Source organism: Streptomyces sp. R302 (assembly GCF_012927245.1).
Taxonomy (GTDB): Bacteria; Actinomycetota; Actinomycetes; order Streptomycetales; family Streptomycetaceae; genus Streptomyces.
Genome location: NZ_JABBGE010000019.1, coordinates 1 through 23,320 on the forward strand (window position 1 = coordinate 1; position 23,320 = coordinate 23,320).

General features: G+C 72.7%; 40 protein-coding genes and 1 pseudogene. 38 read left to right on the forward strand and 3 right to left on the reverse strand.

Features of this window, described 5'->3' with window-relative positions:
- Positions 1-1,380: 1,380 nt before the first annotated feature.
- From HHL19_RS38650 to HHL19_RS36220, 3 genes and pseudogenes are all read right to left on the reverse strand, one after another.
- Positions 1,381-1,755 (reverse strand): annotated as a pseudogene (locus HHL19_RS38650) (hypothetical protein); the annotation flags it as partial.
- Between the two features lie 26 nt (positions 1,756-1,781).
- Positions 1,782-2,018: a hypothetical protein gene (locus HHL19_RS36215; protein WP_169094679.1), complete on the reverse strand. Its 237-nt coding sequence runs from the start codon at positions 2,016-2,018 to the stop codon at positions 1,782-1,784.
- Positions 2,018-2,467, reverse strand: coding sequence for a hypothetical protein (locus tag HHL19_RS36220; protein ID WP_169094680.1), 450 nt, complete (start codon positions 2,465-2,467; stop codon positions 2,018-2,020). The genes HHL19_RS36215 and HHL19_RS36220 overlap by 1 nt, the downstream gene beginning before the upstream one ends.
- Positions 2,468-2,994: 527 nt before the next feature.
- On the opposite strand from HHL19_RS36220, the gene HHL19_RS36225 reads away from it, so the two are divergent.
- The 38 genes from HHL19_RS36225 (at position 2,995) to HHL19_RS36410 (ending at position 23,315) form a co-directional block, all read left to right on the forward strand.
- The gene (locus tag HHL19_RS36225) at positions 2,995-3,225 is read left to right on the forward strand and encodes a helix-turn-helix domain-containing protein (RefSeq protein WP_169094677.1); all 231 of its coding nucleotides are present in this window, start codon (positions 2,995-2,997) and stop codon (positions 3,223-3,225) included.
- A complete protein-coding gene (locus tag HHL19_RS36230; RefSeq protein WP_206325957.1) occupies positions 3,225-3,518 on the forward strand; it encodes a helix-turn-helix domain-containing protein in 294 nt (97 codons plus the stop codon). The genes HHL19_RS36225 and HHL19_RS36230 overlap by 1 nt, the downstream gene beginning before the upstream one ends.
- 83 nt (positions 3,519-3,601) lie before the next feature.
- The gene (locus tag HHL19_RS36235) at positions 3,602-3,835 is read left to right on the forward strand and encodes a hypothetical protein (RefSeq protein ID WP_169094681.1); all 234 of its coding nucleotides are present in this window, start codon (positions 3,602-3,604) and stop codon (positions 3,833-3,835) included.
- Between the two features lie 106 nt (positions 3,836-3,941).
- The gene (locus HHL19_RS36240; protein WP_169094682.1) at positions 3,942-4,412 is read left to right on the forward strand and encodes a hypothetical protein; all 471 of its coding nucleotides are present in this window, start codon (positions 3,942-3,944) and stop codon (positions 4,410-4,412) included.
- Positions 4,409-4,861 carry a hypothetical protein gene (locus HHL19_RS36245; RefSeq protein WP_169094683.1) on the forward strand — a complete coding sequence of 151 codons (453 nt, stop codon included), beginning with the start codon at positions 4,409-4,411 and terminating at the stop codon, positions 4,859-4,861. The genes HHL19_RS36240 and HHL19_RS36245 overlap by 4 nt, the downstream gene beginning before the upstream one ends.
- Complete coding sequence (locus HHL19_RS36250; protein WP_169094678.1) at positions 4,858-5,265, forward strand: hypothetical protein; 408 nt, start codon at positions 4,858-4,860, stop codon at positions 5,263-5,265. The genes HHL19_RS36245 and HHL19_RS36250 overlap by 4 nt, the downstream gene beginning before the upstream one ends.
- Positions 5,249-5,569, forward strand: a complete 321-nt coding sequence (locus tag HHL19_RS36255; RefSeq protein WP_169094684.1) for a hypothetical protein — start codon at positions 5,249-5,251, stop codon at positions 5,567-5,569. Before HHL19_RS36250 ends, HHL19_RS36255 begins: the two co-directional genes overlap by 17 nt.
- Positions 5,570-5,780: 211 nt before the next feature.
- Positions 5,781-6,182, forward strand: a complete 402-nt coding sequence (locus HHL19_RS36260) for a helix-turn-helix domain-containing protein (RefSeq protein WP_169094685.1) — start codon at positions 5,781-5,783, stop codon at positions 6,180-6,182.
- 74 nt (positions 6,183-6,256) lie between these two features.
- A complete protein-coding gene (locus HHL19_RS36265; RefSeq protein ID WP_169094686.1) occupies positions 6,257-7,327 on the forward strand; it encodes a hypothetical protein in 1,071 nt (356 codons plus the stop codon).
- Between the two features lie 34 nt (positions 7,328-7,361).
- Complete coding sequence (locus tag HHL19_RS36270) at positions 7,362-7,682, forward strand: hypothetical protein (RefSeq protein ID WP_169094687.1); 321 nt, start codon at positions 7,362-7,364, stop codon at positions 7,680-7,682.
- Positions 7,679-8,146 (forward strand): LuxR C-terminal-related transcriptional regulator, encoded by a 468-nt coding sequence (locus tag HHL19_RS36275; protein ID WP_169094688.1) that lies wholly within the window; start codon positions 7,679-7,681, stop codon positions 8,144-8,146. Before HHL19_RS36270 ends, HHL19_RS36275 begins: the two co-directional genes overlap by 4 nt.
- A 17-nt stretch (positions 8,147-8,163) precedes the next feature.
- A complete protein-coding gene (locus HHL19_RS36280) occupies positions 8,164-8,766 on the forward strand; it encodes a hypothetical protein (RefSeq protein ID WP_169094689.1) in 603 nt (200 codons plus the stop codon).
- Positions 8,763-9,257 (forward strand): hypothetical protein, encoded by a 495-nt coding sequence (locus HHL19_RS36285; protein WP_169094690.1) that lies wholly within the window; start codon positions 8,763-8,765, stop codon positions 9,255-9,257. The genes HHL19_RS36280 and HHL19_RS36285 overlap by 4 nt, the downstream gene beginning before the upstream one ends.
- Positions 9,242-9,946: a hypothetical protein gene (locus HHL19_RS36290; RefSeq protein WP_169094691.1), complete on the forward strand. Its 705-nt coding sequence runs from the start codon at positions 9,242-9,244 to the stop codon at positions 9,944-9,946. Before HHL19_RS36285 ends, HHL19_RS36290 begins: the two co-directional genes overlap by 16 nt.
- Positions 9,943-10,509 carry a helix-turn-helix domain-containing protein gene (locus HHL19_RS36295; RefSeq protein WP_169094692.1) on the forward strand — a complete coding sequence of 189 codons (567 nt, stop codon included), beginning with the start codon at positions 9,943-9,945 and terminating at the stop codon, positions 10,507-10,509. Before HHL19_RS36290 ends, HHL19_RS36295 begins: the two co-directional genes overlap by 4 nt.
- Positions 10,510-10,601: 92 nt before the next feature.
- Positions 10,602-10,850 (forward strand): MerR family transcriptional regulator, encoded by a 249-nt coding sequence (locus tag HHL19_RS36300; protein ID WP_169094693.1) that lies wholly within the window; start codon positions 10,602-10,604, stop codon positions 10,848-10,850.
- A 64-nt stretch (positions 10,851-10,914) separates the two neighbouring features.
- Positions 10,915-11,358 carry a hypothetical protein gene (locus HHL19_RS36305; RefSeq protein ID WP_169094694.1) on the forward strand — a complete coding sequence of 148 codons (444 nt, stop codon included), beginning with the start codon at positions 10,915-10,917 and terminating at the stop codon, positions 11,356-11,358.
- 3 nt (positions 11,359-11,361) lie between these two features.
- Positions 11,362-11,568, forward strand: a complete 207-nt coding sequence (locus HHL19_RS36310) for a hypothetical protein (protein WP_169094695.1) — start codon at positions 11,362-11,364, stop codon at positions 11,566-11,568.
- A gap of 64 nt (positions 11,569-11,632) precedes the next feature.
- Positions 11,633-11,785 (forward strand): hypothetical protein, encoded by a 153-nt coding sequence (locus HHL19_RS36315; protein ID WP_169094696.1) that lies wholly within the window; start codon positions 11,633-11,635, stop codon positions 11,783-11,785.
- 3 nt (positions 11,786-11,788) lie between these two features.
- A complete protein-coding gene (locus tag HHL19_RS36320) occupies positions 11,789-12,004 on the forward strand; it encodes a hypothetical protein (RefSeq protein WP_169094697.1) in 216 nt (71 codons plus the stop codon).
- 2 nt (positions 12,005-12,006) lie between these two features.
- Positions 12,007-12,249: a hypothetical protein gene (locus HHL19_RS36325; RefSeq protein WP_169094698.1), complete on the forward strand. Its 243-nt coding sequence runs from the start codon at positions 12,007-12,009 to the stop codon at positions 12,247-12,249.
- A gap of 14 nt (positions 12,250-12,263) precedes the next feature.
- Positions 12,264-12,629 (forward strand): holin, encoded by a 366-nt coding sequence (locus tag HHL19_RS36935; protein ID WP_206325956.1) that lies wholly within the window; start codon positions 12,264-12,266, stop codon positions 12,627-12,629.
- 149 nt (positions 12,630-12,778) lie between these two features.
- Positions 12,779-13,261, forward strand: coding sequence for a phage terminase small subunit P27 family (locus HHL19_RS36335; RefSeq protein WP_169094699.1), 483 nt, complete (start codon positions 12,779-12,781; stop codon positions 13,259-13,261).
- A gap of 16 nt (positions 13,262-13,277) precedes the next feature.
- Positions 13,278-15,089, forward strand: a complete 1,812-nt coding sequence (locus tag HHL19_RS36340; RefSeq protein WP_169094700.1) for a terminase TerL endonuclease subunit — start codon at positions 13,278-13,280, stop codon at positions 15,087-15,089.
- Positions 15,090-15,108: 19 nt separating this feature from the next.
- Entirely contained in the window at positions 15,109-15,288 is a 180-nt protein-coding gene (locus HHL19_RS36345; RefSeq protein ID WP_169094701.1) for a hypothetical protein, read from the forward strand.
- Between the two features lies 1 nt (position 15,289).
- The gene (locus HHL19_RS36350; RefSeq protein WP_169094702.1) at positions 15,290-17,317 is read left to right on the forward strand and encodes a phage portal protein; all 2,028 of its coding nucleotides are present in this window, start codon (positions 15,290-15,292) and stop codon (positions 17,315-17,317) included.
- A gap of 12 nt (positions 17,318-17,329) precedes the next feature.
- Positions 17,330-18,055 (forward strand): hypothetical protein, encoded by a 726-nt coding sequence (locus HHL19_RS36355; RefSeq protein ID WP_169094703.1) that lies wholly within the window; start codon positions 17,330-17,332, stop codon positions 18,053-18,055.
- A gap of 53 nt (positions 18,056-18,108) precedes the next feature.
- Positions 18,109-19,347, forward strand: coding sequence for a phage major capsid protein (locus HHL19_RS36360; RefSeq protein ID WP_169094704.1), 1,239 nt, complete (start codon positions 18,109-18,111; stop codon positions 19,345-19,347).
- 14 nt (positions 19,348-19,361) lie between these two features.
- Positions 19,362-19,739: a hypothetical protein gene (locus tag HHL19_RS36365; RefSeq protein ID WP_169094705.1), complete on the forward strand. Its 378-nt coding sequence runs from the start codon at positions 19,362-19,364 to the stop codon at positions 19,737-19,739.
- A 77-nt stretch (positions 19,740-19,816) separates the two neighbouring features.
- Positions 19,817-20,161 (forward strand): hypothetical protein, encoded by a 345-nt coding sequence (locus tag HHL19_RS36370; protein ID WP_169094706.1) that lies wholly within the window; start codon positions 19,817-19,819, stop codon positions 20,159-20,161.
- A gap of 3 nt (positions 20,162-20,164) precedes the next feature.
- Positions 20,165-20,758: a hypothetical protein gene (locus HHL19_RS36375; protein WP_169094707.1), complete on the forward strand. Its 594-nt coding sequence runs from the start codon at positions 20,165-20,167 to the stop codon at positions 20,756-20,758.
- The gene (locus HHL19_RS36380; protein WP_169094708.1) at positions 20,755-21,087 is read left to right on the forward strand and encodes a phage head closure protein; all 333 of its coding nucleotides are present in this window, start codon (positions 20,755-20,757) and stop codon (positions 21,085-21,087) included. Before HHL19_RS36375 ends, HHL19_RS36380 begins: the two co-directional genes overlap by 4 nt.
- A 3-nt stretch (positions 21,088-21,090) precedes the next feature.
- Positions 21,091-21,435, forward strand: coding sequence for a hypothetical protein (locus HHL19_RS36385; protein WP_169094709.1), 345 nt, complete (start codon positions 21,091-21,093; stop codon positions 21,433-21,435).
- On the forward strand, positions 21,432-21,608 hold the full coding sequence (locus HHL19_RS36390) for a hypothetical protein (protein ID WP_169094710.1): 177 nt from the start codon (positions 21,432-21,434) through the stop codon (positions 21,606-21,608). The genes HHL19_RS36385 and HHL19_RS36390 overlap by 4 nt, the downstream gene beginning before the upstream one ends.
- A gap of 2 nt (positions 21,609-21,610) precedes the next feature.
- Positions 21,611-22,003, forward strand: coding sequence for an HK97-gp10 family putative phage morphogenesis protein (locus HHL19_RS36395; RefSeq protein ID WP_169094711.1), 393 nt, complete (start codon positions 21,611-21,613; stop codon positions 22,001-22,003).
- Positions 22,000-22,422 carry a DUF3168 domain-containing protein gene (locus HHL19_RS36400; protein WP_346768605.1) on the forward strand — a complete coding sequence of 141 codons (423 nt, stop codon included), beginning with the start codon at positions 22,000-22,002 and terminating at the stop codon, positions 22,420-22,422. Before HHL19_RS36395 ends, HHL19_RS36400 begins: the two co-directional genes overlap by 4 nt.
- 62 nt (positions 22,423-22,484) lie before the next feature.
- On the forward strand, positions 22,485-22,898 hold the full coding sequence (locus HHL19_RS36405; RefSeq protein ID WP_169094712.1) for a phage tail tube protein: 414 nt from the start codon (positions 22,485-22,487) through the stop codon (positions 22,896-22,898).
- A gap of 15 nt (positions 22,899-22,913) precedes the next feature.
- Complete coding sequence (locus HHL19_RS36410) at positions 22,914-23,315, forward strand: hypothetical protein (protein WP_169094713.1); 402 nt, start codon at positions 22,914-22,916, stop codon at positions 23,313-23,315.
- The last annotated feature ends 5 nt before the right edge of the window (positions 23,316-23,320 follow it).

Sequence of the window (23,320 nt, forward strand, 5' to 3'; positions counted from 1 at the left end):
GGGTCAGCGCTCGACCTCGCCCTTGATGAACTTCTCGACGTTGGCCAGGGCCTCGTCGTCGAAGTACTGGACCGGCGGGGACTTCATGAAGTAGGAAGCGAGTGTCAACTCGCCTTGCTGGAGTTTCCGCAGGTCACTAGCTATCTGCATGGGAATCAGGGATCGAAGTACCTCCCTCTCGGGAGAATTTCGGGAGATGATCTTCGTTCCGCGCTGCGCTGCGCGGTCGCGAAGTAGCCCATCCAGCACAGCCACCGGGGAGGTTGGGCACATGGCCGCCCGCGCGTCCAGGGCGGCCTCCCACAGGCCTGTCAGTCCGGCCATGAGGGTCAGCCGCATGGAGTCGGTGACGTGCGAGTAGCCGGCGGCCACAGACCCATCCTCATGCCCCATACGCTCGTCCATGAGCACCCGGGGGGTCCCGAGGTCCTCCATCATCGTCTTGTGCGAGTGCCGCAGGCCGTGGGGCGTCAGACGCGCCTCGATCGGAGCCCAGCAGGCGTCTGCCCGGTCCGCCGAGTACCGGCCCTTCACCACGAGGCCGGGCCAGGACTCCATGACCACGCACACGGGTCGTGCGGGATCGGCGGCCCCTCTCCTCGGGTACCACCCGGAGGCCGCCGGCACGAAAATGCTGGCCCGGAACGCCTTCCGGCACCAATGGGGCTTGCTCTCGGTGTTGCGCTCAGCCTCCAACTGGGCGCGGGCGGCTTCCACCCGAGCCCGAGTGGTCGCCGCCACCTGCCCGCCCGTGGCCACTCGGGACACGGTGCCGGCCGAGACCCCGGCCAGCTCGGCTACCTGCGCGCGGGTGATCCTCTCGCCGGGAACCCCGAAGCCGGACCGGAACACGTACTTGCGGCCGTGGCATGGGCACGCCTCCGGCTGCGTCCTGGCCAGATGCTCTCGGAGCAGGGCCCGAAGGAACTGGGGCTGATCGATGGTGCGGTAGCTGTCGTCTTTCGGAGGGCAGCGGATGAGCGTGCCGTCCCCCAGCTGGTAGAGCTGGTGCTCGACGACGATCACCGAGTCCCGTACGTACTCCGGTTCCAGGCCCGTGAGCTCGCCCCACCGCATTCCGGTGAAGCCCTTGGTGACCGTCATCACGAACTCGTCGTCGCGGCCGCTGAGGATCGCTGCCCGCTCGGCGACGAGGAGGGCGCCCAGGGCGCTCACGAACGCCTTTTCAGGCCCTCTACGGCGCCCCCCTACCCTTCCGGACCGCCGCCCGCGGCCACGCTTACGGCGTGCGGGGTTCGGGCCCGGGTGCGCCCTGTCCTCGATTGCGTCCTCAAGGATCAAGTGCAGGATGCTGCGGTACGTCTGCACGCTCCCCGTTGAGTATCCGGCCGCTCGCTCCTGGGCCTCCCAGTCTCTGACGGCATCCTCGTCGAGGTCGGGCATCGGTACGTTGACGAACTGGGGGAGGAGGTGGGACTCGATGTGACCGAGGTAGTTCTCCAGGGTCGATGCCGCTAGCTCCCCCTGCTGCCTGGCCCACCATCGGGCGACGTACTCCCCGAACGTGGGCGGTACCACCACTTCCGGTGATGGCGGGGCCTTCTTCTCTCGGACCGCCGCGCGGACGGCGGCCTCCGCGTCCTGGGCGGCCTGCTTGGCCTCCCGGTCGAGGCGGAACTTGATGACCTCGCCGAGTTCGTCCCGTACGGCGGGGTACTTGCCGTCGGCGTCCTTGTAGCGGCCGCGGTAGTAGGTCCCATCCTTCTTGGTGACCCGCTTCTCCGTGTACGCCATGGAGCCCCCTCCCTCGCCGCCCGGGCTCAGCGCCGGGCGGACGCCTGCTGTACGACCTCGGCCAGGCCGAGCGCGATGACCTCTCCTCGGTGGAGCTGGACGAGTCCGCCGGTGGCGAGGTACTCCTCCATGGCCCGGTTGAGCGCGGCCATGGCCTCCGCGATGCTGAGGCTCAGGTCGATGTAGACCGTGATCCGGCCGGACGACTCCAGAATCGTGACGGGGAAGAGCGCCGGCACCGGCGCCGGGCGAAATCGGATCATCAGTCGTCCTCGACCTCGGCGGCCTCCGCGGCTTCGATCATCGCCCGCCACTTCCGCACGTCAGGCCGGTCCATGCCCGCAAGGTGCGCCACGATGATCCGGATGTCGTCGCCATAGCCGCTGAGCTCGGTGGCGTCGTACGCCAGCCACTGGATAGCCGCGGCACGCTTCACCAGGGCAACAGGCCGGCCGATGGCCGCCGCGATCGCCTCCAAGCGCGTGTCGCTCGGCGCCGTCGTGACGTTGTTGGCGGCGATCTTCTGCATGTACGGCTTGGACACTTTGTGGCCGGCGGCCGCAGCCCGGTCAGCCATGTCCTGATACGAGACTCCACCGTCGTTGACCTCGCGGACCAGACGGCTCAGATCGTCACGATCGATGTCGCGAGCCAGCCGGTCCGGGATGTCGGTCGTCGGGTCCTGTCCGCGCTCTGTGCGCCTCGCTGTCATCGTCCGAGCCTCTCCGGTCCGACCTCGCGCGTCTCACGCGTGTCGTCTACTGCGTCGTTTTGTTCCTGATCAGGCGGCCCGATCGTCCCAGCTCGCAGACGAATCGTCTACGTCCAACGGTATCGCGGGGGTCAGATTCGCGGCACGACCGCATCCGGACGTTCGAATCTGTAGACGATCCGTCTCTAAGTGTGCGAAGGTGTTCCTGTTCGTAGCCGCATCGGCCCGATTGGTAGACGCGTGACCCGGTATCAGCTCCGCTCCCGTGACGCGCTCCGGTTCGTCATGGAGCACCCCGGGCGAGGAGCCCCGTACAGCGTGAGAGCCCTGGCAGACAGCTCGGGCGTCCCCCGCGCGACCATCGGTCACCTTCTGACCGGGCATACGGATTCCTGTGACGTGCAGGCGGCGCACGACATCGCCGCCGCCCTCGGGGTCGCCGTCCTGGTGCTTTTCGCACCCTCGGCGACTCCAGAACAGATCAAATCGTCTCCAGTCGAGATTCATGAAGTGGTGAAGGAGGAGTCATGGCCCGTTCGAGCCCACCACCCGGCCTGATCTACATCGGAGACACCGCCGCCGGCCCCGGTATCGCCACCCTGCTCGGCGTCACCCCCGGCACCGTCCGGAAGTGGCGGTGCCAGGGGCGCGGCCCGCGAACCTGGCGCATCGGCGGCCGCGTCGTCGCCGACCTCGCCGCTGTAAAGCGCTACGCCCGCCAGGGGGAGCCCCGCGCCATCCGATCGAGGGCCGTCTGATGAGCGCGCTTCCCCGCCTCCACACGCCCGAGGAAGTCGCCGAAGCGCTCGGCGTCTCGGTCTGGTGGGTCAAGGACCAAGCGCGCCGGCGCCTGATTCCCGCATCCAAGCCCGCCGGCGCCTGGCGGTTCACCACGGCGCAGTACGCCGAGATCCTCACCGCTGTCGAGCAGCCCGTGGCCACACCGGCCCTGCCCCGATCCACCCGCTCGACGGCCCGGCCCTACTACGCCGACAGCACCGCCCCCGTCGCCCAGTTGACGCCGCGCACCCCGCGCCGCCGCGCCGCCTGAAGCAAACGGGGCCGCTGGGCCCTTGCCCGGCCCACGCGACCCCCCAGCGACACCCCTACCCGCTCAGGAAGAGAGAGACCGCCGTGGAACACGGTACCGACCCCACCCCCGACATCCCCGATGGGACCCTGCGCCGCGCTGCGGACGGGACCCTGTGGCGCACCGCCGGTCAGACGAGCAGCGGTGAGCAGCTGTACGTCCTCGACGGCGTCGACATCGCGACCTGCCCGATGTGGGTCCGTGAGCGCGAGACGCTGCTCGCGGAGCTCACCGGCGGCCCGCTCACTCCGGTGACCGACAGGGGGGCCGCCGCATGACGTACCCCGCCATCGCCGCCGTCGCCGCCCTGGCCTGGGTTCTCGGTGGCCTCGGCCTCCGCGCCCTCCTCACCCGCGGTGCCCGCCGCCCGGGCGGTGAGAGCTGATGCTGACCGCCGACCGCTTCGCGGAGATCTGCGCCGGCCGCAACTCCTACCGCAGCACTGAGCAGCTGGACCGCGACGTCCAGGACCTGCTCGCCGAGCGCGCCGAGCTGCTCGCCCGGCTCGGTGTCGAGCGGGGGAAGGACACCGCCGTCGGCGGCGAGTCCACCCTCGCCCCGCACACCGCCCGCACCGCCGAGGTCCGGTTCGGCGTCTGGGGGTCCCTCCGGCTGATCGGTCCCACGGTCCGTGACCTGGAGCCCGACTACTACGGCCACTTCTACCGGCAGCTGGGCGGCTGGCTCCCGGACGGCCTGTCCGGCGAGCTGCCCCGGGGCACCGAGTACCTGGAGTGGGTCCACATGCCCGGCCTCGTCATGCCGACCGGCATCAACGTCCAGGTGGCTATCAGCCCGACCCGTGACGGCTCCCGGTACATGACGATCGAGTGGCGACGGGAGCGGCCGCGATGAGCGACCTCAGCGGCTCCGTCCGTAACCTGCTGGCCGCGATCGCCGACGTCCTTGACGTACCGGATCCGGCTCTCGACCGCGCCGACGAGTCCGCGCACCGGTTCCTTGTCGACGAGCGGATCCAGCTGGTGCGAGGCATCGTCGGCGACGTCCTCGCGGGCAAGGCCATCAACGGCCTGGGGTGGGAGGCCGACTACCTGCGCCGCCGGGCCACCGCGCGCCCGGTTACCTACCGGACCCTCGACCAGGCCGTCGACGAGGCGCAGGTGAGTACCGCCTCCGCCCTCGTCGCCGAGCCGGTGCCCCGGTCCGCGTGTGAGGCATGCGGCTCCACGCGCGGGCCTCTGGCGCCCGACCCGTCCGGCGCGAGGTACACGAGCGGTGAGCCGGTCCTCGCGTGCGCCACGGGGTGCGCCGCTGGCGCGGACGGCCCGGAGGCGGGCGAATGACGACCGCGCCGAACGACACCATCGACCACGGCACGCACCGCGGCTACGGGCAGCACCTGCGGCGGGGCGTCCGGCCGTGCACGGCGTGCCGGGCCGCGAACTCCGCCCGTGAGCGTGAGCGCAAGGCACGCGTACGGGCGGCCTCGGGCGCCTCGGCCGTGCAGCGGGCCTGGAATCAGGGCGCCGTGGGGGTCCCGGTCCCGGGGCGGGAGGTGCCGACCGGCCGGGACTGCTCGGTGGACGGCTGCGGCGCTCACGGCTCCGTACCGCAGCCGGCCGCCTGCATGGTCCAGGTGGAGTGGCCCGACTCCCGCGAGCCCGCCCGCTGGTACTGCCCCGGCCCGTGCGCCGCGTACGGCCAGGCCCTGGCCGAGGTCCGTGCGCTCGGTGACCGCCGTGCGTGACGCCCTCGCCCTCGGCATCCTCCTCCTACTGGGGATCGGGGCCGTGACCGTGGCCGTGGCCGCCGTGTGCGGCGCGGCCGCGGCCACCCGCGCGGCCCGGGCCCTCGTCAGCTCCCGGCGGCGGCGCCCGAGGAGGCCCCGGCCGCCGGTCGTTCCCCCCGAGCTTCCGGCCCTCCGCCCGTACGTCTGGGTGGAGTGCGACACCCCCAAGTGCGGACACCTCCAGACCCCGCATTACCCGGCGGGCCCGAACTACGTGGCGTGCAGCAACTGCGCCGCCCGCCGCCCGGCCCCCGCGCCGTGACCCGAGGTCGCCGGCCGCCGCCGTGCGACCGCGTCGGTTCCCACGGCCTCCTCCGCGCCCGCCTCTACCGCACCGGGTGGTGCTGCGACCGCCACACCCCCGCTGCCGAGGCCGGCCGTCCCGAGCCGCCGCCCGGGCCCGGCTGGCCCCCCGGCGCGTACATCCACCACAACTCCCCTACTAACGGCCCGACTTCCGACCTGGAGCACCCGTGAGTACCGTCCCGACGCCCGCTGACATCTACGCCCGCAGCGCCCGCGCCCTGATCGCCCCGGCCCCCCACGACCCCCTCCGCGACGGGCCGTTCCGTGCCCTGTGGGAGCGGGGGGTGCTCGGCTCCCGGATGATCCCGACCACCAAGCTCGTCGCCCTCACGCTCGCGGCCGGCGCCGACTGGGCCACCGGCGCCCTCGCGGCCCCGCAGGTGTCCGTCGGCCAGCTCGCCGAGGCCACCCGCATCACGCACGGCCAGGTCGTCGTCTCCCTCAACATCCTCGAACAGCGCGGCTGGCTGGCCCGGTCCTCCCGCCGCGACCGGTGGGGCGTCGCCGAGGTGCGGCTGACCATCCCCGCCGCGATCATGCGCCGCCTCGTCAAGCCGCGCCCCTCCTGACGGCCCCCGGCCGGGGTCCCGCGCCCCGGCCCGCCCGGCCCCGTACCCGCACCACCCTTGAGAGAGGCACCCCCGTGGACGACGAGCAGCAGCGGACCGGCGGCAGCGTTGCGCACGCCTACGGCAACATGCTCGCCCGCCAGTGGGCCCCGCAGATGCCCCGCCTGCTCACCGGCCCCTTCCTCACGATGCTGTACGCCCTGCGCACCCTGGCGTCCGCCGACGGCCGCCTGCGCTACGAGCGCGACGGCAAGGCGATCACCATCCAGCAGATCGCCAGGGCGTGCCGCAGCGACCAGAAGGACGTACGGGACTACCTGCAGGCCGCCGGCGCCGCCGGCGTCGTGGCCGTCGTCGACGACGGCCACGGGACAGGAGGAAAGCGGGGCCGCGCGGTCATGTACTCCCTGGTCCTGTGCCCCTCGCCGGACTGGGAGCGCGCCGCCGGCCTGGTGTGGATCGCCCAGCAGAGGAAGAAGGAGCAGCGCGAGGCCCGGGCCCTCGCCCGCAAGGCCGCCGCGGCCGCCCAGAGCTCGGGGGACAGTGTCCCCACCTCCCTCGAGGAGACCTCGGGGGACAGTGCCCCGACCTCCGAGGGGGACACCTCGGGGGACAGTGCCCCGAGGTCGGCCGAGGAGGGGTCGGGGGACCGTGCCCCTACCCAGGTCGGGGGACAGTGCCCCGAGGGGGTCGGGGGACAGTGCCCCGACCACCCAGGAAGTACCCATGAACTACCCCATGAGATGGCTGAGGTAGTACCTCAGCCACAGGACGCGCACGGGCGCGCGAGCGAGAAGACGAGCCCCCAGCAGCAGGAGAAGCACCGCCGCTGCGGCGGTGGCTGCGGCCAGCCGGTCATCCGGCCCGACCGGCTCCTGTGCACCGGCTGCGAGCGCCGCGCCCAGAAGGCCGCTCAGCCCGCCGCAGGGCCCGTACAGGGCGCGTTCATGATCTCCGTGCCCGCCGGGAGCCTCCCCGGCCCCAGGGGCGCCACACAGTCCCCTCAGGGCCCTCAGCCCCCGGTGGACCCGTTCGCGCCGCTGCGCCTGTGCGACTGCGGCCGCGACTACCGGGCCGCCGCCCCCGGCCGCTGCCCCGACTGCCTCGACGCCGCCGCCCGCGAGCGCGCCACCGGCACCGGCTGACCGCCGTACCCACCACCACCCCGGAGACCCGTCCATGCCCGCTTCCCCGACCGGCACAGCCCCGTGCCCGTCCTGCGGCGCGCCCATCCGCTGGGCCGTCACCGCCGCCGGCCGCCGCCAGGCCGTCAACGCCGACCCCGACCCCACCGGCAACACGGCCGTCTACACCGACGGCACCGGCCGCCTGCGCGTCCGCACCCTCACCACCGAGCGCCCGTCCCTGGAGGGCGCCGAGTGGCAGGCCATGCCGCACGTCGCCACCTGCCCCCGGCCCCAGCCGCGCCGGACCGCGCCCCGCCGCGACCGTGAGCGCGCCGGCACCCGCCCGGCTCCCTGGCGGGGGTGGACGCGATGACCCGCCGCGCTCCCATCGCCCCGGCCGTCGCCGCCGTCGTGGCCGCCCAGGCCCTGACCCGCCTCGGCCACCGGATCACCACCGGAGAGGCCACCGGCCTCGGGGCCGCCGCCGTTGAGGCCCTCACCGCCGAGGGGTGGGCCATCACCGCGGACAGGCCCCACCCACCCCGCCGCTCCACCGTCCTGGCCCCCCGCACCGACGCCCACGGCCGCCCCACCCTCACCGAGGACGAGCAGCAGCTGCTCGGCCTCCTCGCCAACGGCCTCGACAACACCCGGATCGCCCAGGCCCTCGACGTCCCCCGCACCACCGTCAGCCGCCTACTGCGCCACCTGTACGGCCTCCTCGGCATCGCCCCCGGCACCTCGGACCGCTCGTCCCGCTGCATCGCCGTCGCCCGCGCCTACCAGTACGCCCTCCTCCCCCTGCCCGCCGCCCTCGGCACCCCGCACGCCACCTGACCTCCAGGAGCAGCCCCATGGACACCCCCGACCGCATCGACGTCGTCTCGATGCGCACCCACCGCCTCCTCCTCGCCGTCACCCTCGACGGCACCGTTCAGCTGGACAGCCGCTTCGACGAGGCGGGCACCGCCCGGGTCCTGCACTCCATCGCCGACCACCTGGCCGGCCGCCCCGGCGAACGCGTCCACGACCTCATCACCGGCGGCGACCCCTGCCACGTCCACCACACCCCGCCGGCCCCCGAGGCCGTACGGCCGTGCGGGTGCCCGTCCCGCTTCGACCACCACGCCGACGGCTGCCCGCCCCGTCAGCAGCGCCCGGCCACCGAACCGGACAGCGCCGACCTGACCGCGCACGTCACGGAGTACCGCGTGCCCGTGCCCGAGGCCGGCGGGGTCGTCCTCCTGGTCCGCCGCCAGTCCCCGACCAGCGGGGTCGGGTGGGCCGTGAGCACCACCGCGTACGGCGGGGGCCGGGCCTGGACGACCGAGGGATGGCAGGAGGCCGTCAGCGCCCTGTCCGTCGGCCGGCTCTTCTGCTGGCCCGACGCCCGCACCGCCGTCGCCGCCGCCCGCCGCGCGCTCGCCGCCCAGACCACTTCGGAGACTGGCCAGTGACCACCCGCACCGCCTTCCGGCACGCCGAGGCCGAGCAGGTCTCACCCGCCCTCGCCCGACACCGCGCCGAGGCCGACATCCTCCTCGGTCGCCTCGACCGCGCCGCCCTCGGCCACACCAAACCGCTCACCACCGCCGAGGTCGCCCTGCTCAGCGCCGCCGTCCGCGCCGAGCGCGCCGCCACCGGCCGGGCCGCTTGGCAGCGCGACCGCCTCGCCCGCATCCTCATCACCGCGACCCGGGCCGTCGGCGCACCCACGTACGCCGACCTTCCCGCCGCCGCCCGCCGCCTCGCTGTCGAGCACCGCCGGCGCGGCCTCGCCCACCGTTCCGCACGCCGCCGCGCGGCCGCCGCCATCGAGGTCCTGGCACAGGTCGGCAAGCTCGCCGTCGAGTGGACGTACAACGACGACCCCGCCACCAAGAAGTGCGGGCACACCCTGTGGGCCGCATTCGATGCTGCGCAGGAGGTTCTGTGGCCGTCTGCCTGATCTGCACCCACGCCACCGAGCGCTCCCGTACGGCCTGCGCCCGGTGCGAGGCCCAGCTGCTCGGTTGGCTCGCCGAGATTCCCCGCCAGGTCGTGCTCCTGGAGGCGTCCCTGGAGCTCGGCACCCGCCCCGCCCAGGGCTACGGCGGCGCCGGCCGCGCCCACTCCCCGCTCCCCGTCCGCGCCGACGTACTCAACCTCCTCGGCCCGGCCGCATCGTCCGGCACCGTCACCAGCAGGGCACTCGGCACCGTCCGCGACCAGAACGGCCCCATGCCCGTGCACGCCGTCCTGTACGCCTGGGCCGAGCAGCTCGCCGACGACCTCGGCCACCGCCTCCCGACCATCAACCCCCGCGCGCCCTACACCGACTACCTCACCCGCCACCTCGCCCACATCGCCCGCGCCCCGTGGGCCGCCGAGTTCCACCGCGAGCTCGCCGAGCTCATACGCCGCATCCGGGCAATCACGAGCACCGAACCGCGCCGCCGGCCGATGGACGCGCCCTGTCCGTCCTGCGAGGCGTTCGCGCTCGGTCACACCGACTGGCAGCAGTACATCGACTGCGAGACATGCGGACTGCTGCTCACCCCCGACGAGTACCAGGCGCACCGCGCCGCGGTCATGCCCGGCCTCGCCCGCACCGCCATCCTCCTCCTCGCCCACGACCCCACCCGGAAGGCATCATGACCGCCATCGCCGCCCGTCGCGCGACAGTCGCGCGACTGCACGCCGCCGGCCACTCCCTCCGCGTCATCGCCGAACAGGTCGGCGCCAGCAAGGACACCATCGCCCGCGACCTCGCGGGCATCGAGGCCGCCGCGACGGCCGCAGCCGCCCGAACCGCCGACCGCCAGGCCCGCCGACGTCTGCACCGCCGCGCCCGCCCCGCACGTCTGCGCAGGCCGCAGCCCCTGCGACACCGTCGCACCGACCCCACCACCGACGCCGCGCCCGCCCGCGACACGTCGCACGCCGCCGAGGCGCGCCCCGCGCCGAGCACGTCCTCGGCTGCGCCGTGTCTCACCGTGCCCGCCAGCTCCACCCTGCTGCGGGACCTGGCCACCCTCACACGCAACGGCGTCACCCCCGAGGCCGCAATCGCCGGGGCGGTGTGGACCATGGCCCGGGCCTACCTCACGGCATGGGAGCGCGGCCTGTACCCGCCCACCGTGGACCCTGCCATCGTCGGCACCCAGTACGGGCCCTACGTGCCCCTCCGTCGCAACCGACTGGACATGATCGCTACTTAGCGCAACACTGATGCCAACGCCACACGTGCGCGCAGACCACACCACGGCCCCCGTCGACACCGCGGGGGCCGTTGCCGTTCCTGGAGGTGACCGTGGGCACGCTCTACACCACCGCCCAGGCCGCCGAGGCCGCCACCAACTGGCGCCGCCTCCTCTCCGCCGGCGCCGCCGCCGTCACCCCCACCACCATCCGCTCCTGGGCCACCCGCGGGCACCTCGACCCCGTCGGCCTCGACACCAAGGGCCGCCCCCTCTACGCCCACGCCGACGTCGCCCGCGCCGAAGTAGCAACCCGCCGCCGCGCCCTACGACTGGTCGGCATCCCCGAGAAGACCCGGTAGCCCTGGCGATCACAACTAGGTCACACCCTCCACAGGCTGTGCACAACGGCGGCAGGCTGATGCGATGCGTATCAAGACCAACCTCGCAGCCACCGTCCTCCTCGGACTCGTCCTCACCGCTTGCGGCACCACACCCGAACCGGACCCCGCCGCCCCCGTCCAGGGCAAGCCCACCACCGCACCGGCCACCCTCAGCCCCGACGCCAAGGCCTCCGCCCGATCCGCCGCCGGCCTCCCGCCCGAGCCCAACGCCAAGACCCGTACAGCCTTCCTCGACGCGCTCAACGCGATCGACCCGCGCATCATCAAGCCCGGCAAGGAAGACCAGGCCGTGAGCCGCGGCATCAACCAGTGCAGCAGCATCAAGACCACCAAGGACGAGGTCAAGCTCGCGCAGACTGCGCTGGAGCGGTTCACCGTCGACACCCGCCTCCCCGACATCGCCACGCCCGGCACCGGCAAGGCGATCAACAAGGCCGTGCACACGCACCTCTGCCCCGACTTCTGAGCCATGGCCCAACAGCCGCAGCAGACGTACCCCTGCTGCGCATCCGCGCTCTTCCTGGTGCTGTTCCTGGTCATCCTCGGCAGCTGCGTCGGCGGGGACGATGAGAAGCCCGCCCCCACCTCACCGACCCGGCCCACCCTCAGGGATCCCGGCTACACCAGCAGCCTCTGCGAAGGCAGCGACTACGCCCTCTACGACGACTGCAACTGACCAGACCGGCCCGTCCTCGCCTGCCCCCAGGCGAGGACGGGCCGAACCATACCCGGAGGCCTCCATGCCCGAGTCCGACCCCGTGTCTCCCTTCACGACGGCCGCCACCGCAGCGATCCAGATCCACGAGCTCTACCAGAGCTTCGTGCGCGCAGGCTTCACCGAGGCCCAGGCCCTCGACCTGGTCAAGCACCTGATGGTCAACAGGAAGGGGTAGGCCGTGCTGAAACGCTTCCGTAGGCCCCGGCTGCGCCTCACAGGCGAGCTGGCCGTCATCAGGCCCGGCGACAGGCTCCTCGTGCACGTCCCGCACGGATACGCCATGTGGCAGACCGAGAGAGTCAAGGAAGCGTTGATGAGCGAGTTCCCCGGCGTCACCATCTGCGTGGTCAGCGGGGTCACCAGCGTGCACGTCTACCGAGGTGAGAGAGGTTGACCATGCCGAGCAACGACGCTGCCCCGCTCCTGGACCATGCCGCCTGCGCTGAGGCCGGCGTGCACCACATCAGCTGGGAACAGGGCACACGTCCCCTGGACGTGACGACGGACCCGGGCTGGGTGCAGTACACCACCGACGGCACCTGGCGCGTCTGGTGCTGCTGCGGCCTCGACACCGACTGGACAGACCGAGAAACCGCCATGCGCCTCTACCGGGAGCACCTCGCAGTACAGCCGTCGTGACGTCAGGAGGTCCCATGCCGAGCCGCGCCCCGCGCCGCTGCACCACCCCCGGGTGCCCCGAGATGGCGCCCCCTCCCGCGTCCAAGTGCGCCGCGCACGACAAGCGCCGGCCTCGCCGCTCGGCCTCCGCTCAGGGCTACGGACGCGAGCACGAACGCCGGTTCCGCGCGGGCGTCCTGGAACGCGACCGCGTGTGCGTCGTGTGCCGTACGGCCGAGGCCACCCAGGCCGACCACTGGCCGCTGTCCAAGCGGGACCTGCGGGCGCGCGGACTGGACGAGCACGACCCGCGCCGAGGTCGCGGCCTGTGCGCGTCGTGCCACTCGAAGGAGACCGCCAAGCACCAGCCCGGAGGCTGGGCGGCCGGCCCCCGCTACTGAGCGTCAGGGGGAGGGGGCCTCGAATCCCTGGCCCGGGGACCCGCGGAACGCGGGGGGGAGCCCATCAGCGCCTTGCCAGGTAACGGGATCCGCCGTACCGGGCCACCCGCCGTAACACACCGTCACTGGAACCGCGACCGGAGGTGATCATGGGGAGGCGTGGACCCGCGCCCAAGCCGACCGCCCTGCGCGTGCTGCACGGCGACCGGAAGGACCGGATCAACAGCGACGAGCCGCGGCCCGACGCCGCCGATATCGAGCCGCCGGCCTGGCTGAGCGCGGCCGCCCTCGAGGTCTGGGACACCCTCGTCGGCCAGCTCACCGTCAAGGGCGTGCTGACCGCGTGGGACGTCGAGGCGTACGCGAACTGGTGCGACGCTGTCGCCCGCCGCCGGGAGGCCGCCGAGCACGTCGCCGTCGAGGGCGCCGTCGTCGAGCACCCCGTCTTCAACAAGAACGGCGACCAGACCGGCGTGCGCATGGGCAAGAACGCGTGGCTGCTGGCGCTCGACGCCGCCGACGCCCAGGTCCAGCGGTACGGCGCCCGCTTCGGTCTGACGCCGAGCGACCGGGCACAGCTCAAGATCGGCGGCGAGGACACCCCGGGAGGCGCCGAGCGACTGCTGTCCTGACCGTACGGGGGGTGCCATGGCCGCCGGGACCACGACACGACGTCCGGCCCGCAGCAAGACGAGCACCCGCCCGCGCGGCCGGGCCAAGCAGCCCCAGTTCAACCCGCGCACCTGGTGGCGACCGCGCAGCCGCAAGGGCCCGGTCTGCGGGTACACCCTCGACGGCAAGACGTGTACCAGCTCGGGCACGCACCACTGCGAGCCGCGCGCCGACCGGGTCGTCAAGTTCTTCGCCGAGCTGCTCGTCCACCCCGCCGGCGCGCTCGCGGGCACCCGCTTCGTCCTGGCCCCGTGGCAGGAACACGAGATCATCCGGCCGCTGTTCGGCGAGGTGGTCTGGTCGGAGCAGTGGGGCCGGTACGTCCGCCGGTACTCGCGCGCCACCATCGTCATGGCCCGCAAGAACGGCAAGTCCGCGCTGCTCTCCGGCATCGCGCTGTACATGCTGTGCGGCGACGGCGAGGAGTCCGCCGAGGTCTACGGCGCGGCCGCCATCAAGCGGCAGGCCGGCAAGGTCTTCGAGCCGTGCGTGAAGATGCAGCGCCGCTCGCCGATCCTGGCCAAGCGGCTCACGCACGTGAAGGCCGCCATGCGGCTGGTCGACGAGCAGACCGGCAGTCACTACGAGGTCATCGCCTCCGACGCCGACAACGAGCTCGGCCACAGCCCGCACTGCTTCATCCTCGACGAGGTTCTGAGCCAGCCGGACGACCGGCTCTGGGTGGCGATGCGGACCGGCGCGGGCGCGCGCACGCAGCCGCTCATGCTGGCGATCACCACCGAGACCAGCCAGCAGTACAGCTTCGGCGCCGACTTCATCGACGAGGCCGACCGGGTCATGGAGGACCCGTCCCGGGCGGCGCACCACTTCGTGTACGTGCGCAAGATGCCGCGCACGCCCGACGAACTGGAGCGGCTGCACCGGCTGTTCCCCGGCCGGGCCGATCTGCCGGTGTCCCTCGACCCGTGGGACGAGGCGAACTGGGCCTGGCCGAACCCCGCGCTCGGCACCTTCCTCGCGCTCCAGTCCCTGCGCGACGAGGCGCACGAGGCCAAGGGCGACCGCAAGGCCGAGAACAGCTTCCGGCAGTTCCGCCTCAACCAGCGCGTGAGCGAGGTCTCGCGCTGGATCGCCATGGACCTGTGGGACATGAACGCCCGCGAGATCGCGCCGAGCCCCGGCTGGATCGCCGGCCGCCTCGAGGGGCAACGCTGCTGGGGCGGCCTGGACCTGTCCTCGAAGCTCGACCTCACCGCCTGGGCGCTGTACTTCCCGAGCGGCGAGATCCTATGGCGGTTCTGGGCGCCGGAGTCGGTACGGAAGCTGCTCGACGAGCACACGAACAACGCGTTCTCCGAGTGGGCCGACGACGGCTGGGTGACGCTCACCGAGGGCGACACCATCGACTACGACACGATCTACGACGACATCGAGACCGACCACAACCTCTACAAGATCGTCAACGTCACGTACGACAAGTGGTGCGGTGAACCCGTCCGGCAGGCGATCGTCAAGCGGACCAGGCTCACCATGATCGAGTCCGACACGACGTTCACCCGCATGACCCCGCCGATGAGCGAGTTCATGCGCGGCCTCAAGGCGCGGGAGTACGCCCACTTCGGGAACCCCGTCGCCCGCTGGATGGCGGACAACCTGGAGTGCAAGAGTCCGCGCGACGACCCCGACCGGATCCGCCCGGTGAAGCCCGACCGCGGCCGGACCGGCAAGCGGATCGACGGCATGCCCGCCCTCCTGTTCGCCGTCGACGGCGGCCTGCGCGGCATGCCCGCCCCGTCCATCTACGAGTCCCAGGGCATGGCCCTCTGACCCCTTCAAGGAGGTGGCCGTGACGGACCTGTGGGACGTCCTCGCGCTGCTCGGCATCGTGCTGCTCGGCACCGGCCTCGGCATGCTCGCCCCCTGGCTCGGCGTCGCGTCCGCCGGCCTTGCGCTCCTGGCCCTCGGCATCGGCGGCGCCCTCGCCGCCGAACGTCGGGCCCGGGCCCGCGAGCAGAGGGGGGCCTGAGGTGGGATTCCTGCGCAGCGCCCTGTCCGGGCTGGCCACCCCGGAGAAGTGGGTGGAGGACTGGATGCGCGGCGGCTCGACCAACAGCGCCGGCATCCGCGTGGACCAGGACACCGCCCTGACCTACAGCCCGTTCTTCGCCGGCGTGCGCGTGCTGTCCGAAGACGTCGCCGGACTGCCGCTGTTCCTGTACGAGCGGATGCAGCCGCGGGGCAAGGAGCGCGCCACCGAGCACCCGCTGTACTCCCTGCTGCACGACCAGCCCAACGACATGATGTCCGCGGCCTGGCTCAAGGAAGTGCTGATGGGCCATGCCCTCACCTGGGGCGACGGCGTCGCGCACGTCGTCACCCACCCCCGTACCGGGGTGATCGAGGAGATCTGGCCCCTGCGCCCGGACCGCCTCACCCTCGGCGTGAAGCGGCTCGGCGCCGGACGGTTCGAGCGCCGCTACCGGTACGACGACGACGTCAACGGGATCCACACCGTGCTCCTGCCGCACGAGGTCCTGCACATCGCCGGCCTCGGGTACGACGGGGTGCGCGGCTACCCCGTCGTCGAGCTGGCCGCCAACTCCATCGGCCTCGGCCTGGCCACCGAGCACCACGGCGCCAAGGTGTTCAGCAACGGGGCCGCGCCCGGCGGCGCGCTCTCGCACCCCGGGAACCTGAGCCCGGAGGCGCGGCGTCGGATGGCCGACGACTGGGAGAACATCCACCGCGGCATCGACCGCGCGCACCGCGTCGCCATCCTCGAGGAGGGCGTCACCTTCCAGCAGGTCGGCGTCCCCAACGACTCCGCGCAGTTCCTGGAGACCCGCAAGCTCCAGGTCTCCGAGATGGCCCGGTGGCTGCGCCTGCCGCCGCACAAGGTCGGCGACCTCGACCGGGCGACGTTCTCGAACATCGAGCAGCAGCAGCTCGACTACGTGTCGAGCGCGCTGAACGTGTGGCTCGTCCGCTGGGAGCAGGCGGTGCTCACGCAGCTCCTGCTCCCCGAGGAGCGGAAGAAGTACTACGCCGAGTTCCTCGTCGACTCCCTCCTGCGGGGCGACACCCTCACCCGCTACCAGGCGTACGCCGTCGGACGGCAGTGGGGCTGGCTGTCCGCCAACGACGTCAGGGACAGGGAGAACATGAACCCGGTCGAGGGCGGCGACGACTACCTCGTCCCGCTCAACATGGTGCCCGCCGGCCGGGCCCGGGACCGGGCGCTGCCCGGCCTGGAGCCCGCGGCCGCCGCCCGGGCCGGACGCTGGGCCCGCCTCCTCGCCGGCCGCGCTGCCGTGCGCGAGTCGACCGCCGAGGCATGGGCCCGGAAGATCGCCGAGTCCGACCAGGAGGTGGCCGACCTCGAGGCCGAGCTGCTCGGCGCCCTGGTCGACGAGCACCTCCGCCCCGCCCGCGGCCGCGGGCGCCGGTCGCTCGCCGCGTTCCTCGCCGCCCTGTCCGCCCTGTACGCCGACGACGGCCCGATCATGGACCGCCTCACCGGTCTGTGGGTGCCGCTGATGACCGCGTTCGCCGGCGACGTCGCGGAGAGCGCGGCCGAGGAGGTCGCCTACGAGGAGCCGGTCGACCTCACCGTGTGGGCCGCCGCCTATGCCCGCTCCCACGCCGCCTACCAGGTGTCCTCCTCGTACGGGCAGATCCGGGCCGTGGTCGACAAGACCGAGGGCACGCCGGAGGACATCGCCGAGGCGGTCGTCGAGCGGTTCACGAAGTGGCAGGAGGAGAGGCCCGCGCAGACCGCGCGGTGGGAGTCCGCGCAGCTGCCGAACGCCGCCGCCCGCGAGACGTGGAAAGAGGCTGGCGTGCAGCAGGTGCAGTGGGTCGCGCGCGGGTCGAAGAACTGCCCGTACTGCCAGCGTCTCGACGGCACCGTCCGGGAGATCGAGACCCCGTTCATCGCCAAGGGCGACGAGGTCGAGGGCGAGAACGAGGGCGAGACCCTCACCGCCCAGCGCAACACCTTCCACCCGCCCGTCCACCCCGGCTGTGACTGCCAGGTCGTGCCGGTCGTCGACTGAGAAGAGGAGCACGTGAAGCCACAGCGTCACTACGCACGCGCCTACGTCCAGCGTGCGGACGGCGACGAGGCGGGCAAGCCGCTGTCGATCATCGCCGCGACCGAGGGCCGCAAGGGCGACGGCCTCAACCTGACCATGGCCGGTGCCCGCCTGGAGCGGTTTGAGTCCAACCCGGTCGTGGGGTACGGACACTCCTACTGGGGCCGCGACGGCCTGCCGATCGGCCGGGCCGACAAGACCTGGATCGACGGCGACAAGCTGCGCATGGACCTGACGTTCGACCAGGACGACGAGTTCGCCGTCAAGGTCGAGCGCAAGTACCGGGCCCGGATGATGAACGCCTTCAGCATCGGGTTCGACGTCTGGAACATCGGCGAGGACGGCGTCCCCGAGGGGTGGGAGCTGTTCGAGGTCTCCGCCGTCCCGCTGCCGATGGACCCCAACGCGATCGTCGAGTCCGGCCGCGCCCTCGACCTCGTCCGCGGCCTCGACGTCCGCCACGCCCCGGACGAGACGGTCCAGGCCGTCCTGTCCCGGCTCGCCGAGCTCGACGCCGCCGGGGCCCGCGCGGGCGCGGTGCTGTCCAAGAAGAACAAGGGCCTCGTCCAGGCGGCGCGGGACGCGCTCCAGGAACTCCTCGACGCCGCCGGCGGAACCGACGACGGCGCCGCCGAGGACGACGAGCGCGCCGCGCCTGCCGCCGACCATGCCCGGCTGCTCCGGCTCGCCGGCATCTGACCCCTCGCGCCGCGCAGCCGCGCGGGGCACACCCACCACAGGAAGGACCCCTGATGCCCAACATCCGAGAGCTGCGCGCCAAGCGCACCAAGCTCGGCGCCGACGCGCGAGCGATCATGAAGGCCGCCGAGGAGGCGGGGCGCTCCATGACCCCCGAGGAGGAAGTCAGCTTCGACAAGCTGATGGACGAGCGCGACGGAGTGGACCGCCACATCGAGCGCGCCGAGAAGCTCGCCGACGACGAGCGCGCCGAGGCCGAGCGCGAGGACCTGGAGCGCGGCCACGGCCCCGACGGCAAGAGCGGCGACGAGGCCATGGGAGCACTGCGTGCCTACCTCCTCGGCGGCCGGTCCGTCCTCACCGAGCGGCAGGCCCGCGCGCTCGTCTCGGGCAACGACCCCGAGGGCGGTTACCTCAACGCGCCGCAGCAGTTCGTCCAGGACCTCCTCAAGGGCGTGGACGACATGGTCGCCCTGCGCCGCCTGGCCACCGTCCAGCGGCTCACCCAGGCCGAATCCCTCGGCGTGCCGACCCTCGACCAGGACCTCAACGACGCCGACTGGACGTCCGAGCTGTCCACCGGCGCCCAGGACGACGCGATGCGGTTCGGCAAGCGCGAGCTGACCCCTAACCCGCTGGCCAAGCGGGTCAAGGTCTCCCGCAAGCTGATGCGCACCAGCGTCATCTCGCCGGAGGTCCTCGTCCGTCAGCGGATGGAATACAAGTTCGGCGTGACGGCCGAGAAGGCGTACATGACCGGCGACGGCAACAAGAAGCCGCTCGGCCTGTTCACCGCCTCGCCCGACGGCATCCCGACCTCGCGCGACCTGGACATCTCGACGTCCGGCAGCGGGCTCGTCAACGTCGCCAACGGCAACGCCGCGGACGACCTGATCACCGCCAAGTACACGCTCAAGGGCGCATACCATGCCAACGCCCGCTGGCTGTTCCACCGCATGGTCATCGCCTCGGTGCGCAAGCTCAAGGACGGCGACGGCAACTACATCTGGCGCGCCGGCCTCGCCACCGACCAGCCCGACACGATCCTCGACCTGCCGTTCATCATGTCGGAGTTCGCCCCGAGCACGTTCGGCGACGGCGACTACGTCGGCATGCTCGGCGACTTCTCCTACTACTGGATCGCCGAGGCCCTGGCGTTCGAGGTGCAGCGCCTCAACGAGCTGTACGCGGAGAGCAACCAGGTCGGGTTCATCGGCCGCATGGAAGCCGACGGCATGCCCGTGCTCGCCGAGGCGTTCGTCCGCCTCCAGTCCAACGACGTCGTGGCCTAAGAGGAGGAGCACCCATGCGCAGCGACATCAAGAACAACATCGACGTCGTCGCGACCCTGGTCCCGGCGGCCCGGATCGACACCGCGGCCGGCACCGGCGTGGACCTGGCGAACTACGACGCCGCCGCCGTCGTCATCTCCACCGGCACGGTCGCCAACGGTGCCTTCTCCATCGAGATCCAGGAGTCCGACCAGCTCGGCTCCGGGTACACCGCGGTCGCGGACAAGGACCTCGACGGCGTCGAGCCCGCCACCCTCACCGCGTCCACCGTGACCACGATCGGCTACCACGGCATCAAGCGGTACCTCCGCGTCGTGGCCACCGACGCCGGCACCGGCGACGCCAGCTTCGGCGTGAGCGTCATCCGCGGCCGCGGCCGCGTCCGCCCCTGACCCACCCCACCCCGCACGGCCGCCCGGGCCCCGCCACACCGGCGGGGCCCGGCCGCGTCCCGGACCAGGAGGACCCGATGCGCGTCGAGATGCTGCGCCTCATGGCCAACCCGAAGTACGGCAACGCGCCCGCGGGCGCGATCGTCGACATGGACCCGGCCGACGCCGCCCGGCGTATCGCCGCCGGCGACTGCAAGCCCGTCGACGAGCCGCCCAAGAAGCGGCGCCCGGCCGCACCCGCCCCGGCCTCCGCGCCGCCCGGCGACGGCCCCGAGGCGGCCGTCGAGGACATGACCGTCGAGCAGCTCAAGGCGTACGCCGCCGCCGAGGACATCGACCTCGGCGCCGCCACCCGCAAGGACGAGATCCGGGCCGCGGTCGTCGCCGCCCTGGAGCAGCGCCGCGACGAGGACGGAGACTGACCGATGGCGTACGCCACCTCCGATCAACTCCGGCTGTGGTTGCGGCTTCCGGAGCCGTTCACCCCGGACGAGACGGCGACGGCCGAGCTGCTCCTGGACCTCGCCCAGGGCGTCATCGACGACGAGACCGGCCAGTCCTTGGAGTCGGCCACCGACACGCTCGTCCTCGACGGGCCGACCCGCAGCGACCCGCACCGGACCGCCCCCCGCTCCCACCGCCTGATCCTGCCGCGGTGGCCCGTCACCGCCGTCGAGTCCGTCACCGTCCACGGCGAGGACGGCCAGGACCAGCTCCTCGTGTACGGCCCGGCCGCCGACTACACCTGGTCCGCCGACGGGATCCTCACCCGCATCGGCGACACCTGGCCCGCGCACGACCGCGCCGTCACCGCCGTCGTCACCGCCGGGTTCACCGTCGTCCCCGCAGGCGTGACCCGGATCAACCTCCGCTTGGCGGCGGCGGGCTGGTCCAACCCCGAGGGCCTGTCGGCGGAGACCCTCGGCGATCACTCCCGCAGCTTCTCGGCCGAGGCCCTCGGCATGGAGCTGACGACCGCCGACCGGCGCACGCTCGGTGCCTACCGGGCCCGGACATGATCGGCCACCACCTGAACCGCACCCTGGAGGTGTGGCGCGCGACGCTCACCCCCGACGGCGCCGGCGGACAGCGGCGGACCATGGTCCGCCAGCCCCAGCCGGTCCGCGGCAAGGTTGACCAGCCCAGCGCCACGGACCGGATGCTCGCGCAGCAGGCCGGCGCCGAGCACACCCACGACGTGTACCTCCTGCCCACGGCCGACGTCGAGCGCGGCGACGAGCTGCGCGGCGGCGGACAGCGGCTCACCGTGCGGTTCGTCGTCGAGCCCTCGAGCACCCGCTACCGCAAGGCCGAGTGCACCCTCACCCAGACCAACCCCGGAGGCTGACCCATGGCCGCGCTCAATCCCACCCCCGTGCCCGTTGACGGCGGCGTCCCCGACCTGTCGGCCGTCGCCGTCGCGGCGGCCGCGCTCGGCGACACCGCCCCCTGCGGGCCCGGCCGGTTCCTCGCCGTCATCAACGGCGACGCCGCCCCGCACACGATCACCATCGCCACGCCCGGCACGGTCGACGGCCTCGCCATCGAGGACCTCGCCGTCGCCGTCGCCGCCGGGAAGACCGCGGTCTTCCCGCTGCCGCGCCGCCCGTTCGCCGCCGGGACCGGCCGGGCCGCCATCACGTACGACGCCGTCACCTCCGTGACCGTCGCCGTCCTCGAACTCGGCGCCCAGTGAAGACCGACCAGCCCGGCCCCGTCGAGCCGCCCACCGCGGCGATGTGCCGGCGGAAGGCCGCCGAGTTGCTCCAGGACCCGCATGCCGCCCCGGAGGAGGCCACGGCCTGGGCGCTGCTCGCCGTCGCCGGCGAGCTCAAGGACATCCGCCGCCTTCTCGAACGCAGGCGGTAGGCGTGTCACCCCGCCGCCGGGGCGGCCGCCGCCCGGTCACCGTCCGGATCACCGGCATCGAGCGGCTGCGCGAGCGCCTTGCCTCCCTGGACACCGAGGTGATCCAGGGGCTGAAGGACGGCGTCAAGGCGTCCGCCGAGGCCGTCCGCGAGGAGACCTCCCGCACCGTCCGCCACGACTCCGGGAACCTGTCCCAGACGGTCGACGTCCGCTACGAGGAGGAGGGCCTCGTCGCCCACGTCGGCTGGTTCGACGATCCGGAGTTCTACGCCCACTTCGCCGAGAACGGCACCCGGTCCTTTCCGGCGCAGCCCTCGCTCCGCCCGGCCCTGGAGGCCGAGCGCGGACGCTACCGGGCCCGCCTCACCGAGGCCGTCCGCAGGGCCCTGCGGTGAGCGCCCCGCTCGCCATGCTGGCCGTGCAGGGCGCCGTGTACACGAAGCTGTCCGCGGACGGTGAGCTGACCGTCGACCTCGGCGCCGGCGTGTACGACAACGTCCCCGAGAACGCGCCGTTCCCGCACATCGTCCTGGGGGAGGCCACCGAGGTCCCGGCCAACAGCCAGGACCGCTTCGCCCGGGACACCGTGGTCACGCTGCACGTGTGGACGAAGGCCCTCGGCCACACCGAGGGCCTCACGATCGGGCAGCGGGTGAACGCGCTCCTGGACCACCAGCCGCTCACCATCCCCGGCCTCGACCATGTGGCCACGCTGTTCGAGTTCGGGCAGACGCTCACCGACCCCGAACCACCGGGCGACATCCGGCACCTGATGCTGCGCTACCGCGTCCGCACCGAGCAGCGCCCCGCCTGACCCACCCACCCTCACCCCGCGCCGGACCCGGCCCGGGGCCCTACGCATGCTCGGAGGTACCCATGGCCGGAGAGAACGCGTTCGGCGTCGCATTCGCCCGCGGGGACGGAGCCGTCCCCGAGGTGTTCACCGCCCTCGCGGCGGTCAACAACGTCGGCGGCCCCTCGCTCACCCGCAGCACGATCGACGTCACCGCCCACGACTCGCCCAACGGATGGATGGAGTTCGTCGGCGGGCTCAAGGACGGCGGCGAGGTCACCATCGACGTCAACTACATGCCGGCCGCGCACGACTCCCTGATCGCGGACTTCAACGACAAGGACCCGCGCAACTACCGGCTCACCTTCCCCGACGACGACCAGACCCAGTGGGGCTTCCCGGCGATCATGACCGGCTTCCAGCCGACGGCCCCGGTCGACGACAAGCTGTCGGCTTCGCTGACCTTCAAGGTCGCTGGCGAACCCACCTTCTCCTGAGAGGACTTCACCACCATGGCACTGCTCACCCGCGCGCAGATCGACGAGGCCGACGACACCGTCTACGAGGACGTGCCCGTCGCAGAGTGGGGCGGCGAGGTCCGGATCATCGGCATGTCCGGCACCGACCGCAACGCCTACCAGACCTCCCTCGTCCACTTCGGCCCCAACGGCAAGCCCATCGGTGTCAATCTCGACGACCGCGACGCGCGCCTCCTCGCCCGCTGCCTCGTCGACGAGGACGGCCAGCCGCTGTACACGCTCAAGGAGGTCGGCGCCCTCGGCGCGAAGAACGGCGCCGTCATCGAGCGCCTGGCGGTCGTCGCCCGGCGCCTGTCCGGCATCGGCGAGCGCGCCGTCGAGGAAGCAGAGGGAAACTCCGAGCCCGCCCCGAGCGGGTCTTCTACTTCCGACTAGCGCAC

Bases quoted from the DNA above. Each gene is read 5' to 3' on its own strand.
- HHL19_RS36380 (WP_169094708.1), top strand. From the start codon at position 20,755: ATGATCGGCCACCACCTGAACCGCACCCTGGAGGTGTGGCGCGCGACG.
- HHL19_RS36410 (WP_169094713.1), top strand. From the start codon at position 22,914: ATGGCACTGCTCACCCGCGCGCAGATCGACGAGGCCGACGACACCGTC.
- HHL19_RS36375 (WP_169094707.1), top strand. From the start codon at position 20,165: ATGGCGTACGCCACCTCCGATCAACTCCGGCTGTGGTTGCGGCTTCCG.
- HHL19_RS36335 (WP_169094699.1), top strand. From the start codon at position 12,779: ATGGGGAGGCGTGGACCCGCGCCCAAGCCGACCGCCCTGCGCGTGCTG.
- HHL19_RS36315 (WP_169094696.1), top strand. From the start codon at position 11,633: ATGCCCGAGTCCGACCCCGTGTCTCCCTTCACGACGGCCGCCACCGCA.
- HHL19_RS36270 (WP_169094687.1), top strand. From the start codon at position 7,362: ATGCCCGCTTCCCCGACCGGCACAGCCCCGTGCCCGTCCTGCGGCGCG.
- HHL19_RS36295 (WP_169094692.1), top strand. From the start codon at position 9,943: ATGACCGCCATCGCCGCCCGTCGCGCGACAGTCGCGCGACTGCACGCC.
- HHL19_RS36385 (WP_169094709.1), top strand. From the start codon at position 21,091: ATGGCCGCGCTCAATCCCACCCCCGTGCCCGTTGACGGCGGCGTCCCC.
- HHL19_RS36250 (WP_169094678.1), top strand. From the start codon at position 4,858: ATGACGACCGCGCCGAACGACACCATCGACCACGGCACGCACCGCGGC.
- HHL19_RS36365 (WP_169094705.1), top strand. From the start codon at position 19,362: ATGCGCAGCGACATCAAGAACAACATCGACGTCGTCGCGACCCTGGTC.
- HHL19_RS36225 (WP_169094677.1), top strand. From the start codon at position 2,995: ATGGCCCGTTCGAGCCCACCACCCGGCCTGATCTACATCGGAGACACC.
- HHL19_RS36245 (WP_169094683.1), top strand. From the start codon at position 4,409: ATGAGCGACCTCAGCGGCTCCGTCCGTAACCTGCTGGCCGCGATCGCC.
- HHL19_RS36220 (WP_169094680.1), bottom strand. From the start codon at position 2,467: ATGACAGCGAGGCGCACAGAGCGCGGACAGGACCCGACGACCGACATC.
- HHL19_RS36360 (WP_169094704.1), top strand. From the start codon at position 18,109: ATGCCCAACATCCGAGAGCTGCGCGCCAAGCGCACCAAGCTCGGCGCC.
- HHL19_RS36325 (WP_169094698.1), top strand. From the start codon at position 12,007: ATGCCGAGCAACGACGCTGCCCCGCTCCTGGACCATGCCGCCTGCGCT.
- HHL19_RS36280 (WP_169094689.1), top strand. From the start codon at position 8,164: ATGGACACCCCCGACCGCATCGACGTCGTCTCGATGCGCACCCACCGC.
- HHL19_RS36215 (WP_169094679.1), bottom strand. From the start codon at position 2,018: ATGATCCGATTTCGCCCGGCGCCGGTGCCGGCGCTCTTCCCCGTCACG.
- HHL19_RS36370 (WP_169094706.1), top strand. From the start codon at position 19,817: ATGCGCGTCGAGATGCTGCGCCTCATGGCCAACCCGAAGTACGGCAAC.
- HHL19_RS36240 (WP_169094682.1), top strand. From the start codon at position 3,942: ATGCTGACCGCCGACCGCTTCGCGGAGATCTGCGCCGGCCGCAACTCC.
- HHL19_RS36405 (WP_169094712.1), top strand. From the start codon at position 22,485: ATGGCCGGAGAGAACGCGTTCGGCGTCGCATTCGCCCGCGGGGACGGA.
- HHL19_RS36305 (WP_169094694.1), top strand. From the start codon at position 10,915: ATGCGTATCAAGACCAACCTCGCAGCCACCGTCCTCCTCGGACTCGTC.
- HHL19_RS36310 (WP_169094695.1), top strand. From the start codon at position 11,362: ATGGCCCAACAGCCGCAGCAGACGTACCCCTGCTGCGCATCCGCGCTC.
- HHL19_RS36230 (WP_206325957.1), top strand. From the start codon at position 3,225: ATGAGCGCGCTTCCCCGCCTCCACACGCCCGAGGAAGTCGCCGAAGCG.
- HHL19_RS36935 (WP_206325956.1), top strand. From the start codon at position 12,264: ATGCCGAGCCGCGCCCCGCGCCGCTGCACCACCCCCGGGTGCCCCGAG.
- HHL19_RS36340 (WP_169094700.1), top strand. From the start codon at position 13,278: ATGGCCGCCGGGACCACGACACGACGTCCGGCCCGCAGCAAGACGAGC.
- HHL19_RS36275 (WP_169094688.1), top strand. From the start codon at position 7,679: ATGACCCGCCGCGCTCCCATCGCCCCGGCCGTCGCCGCCGTCGTGGCC.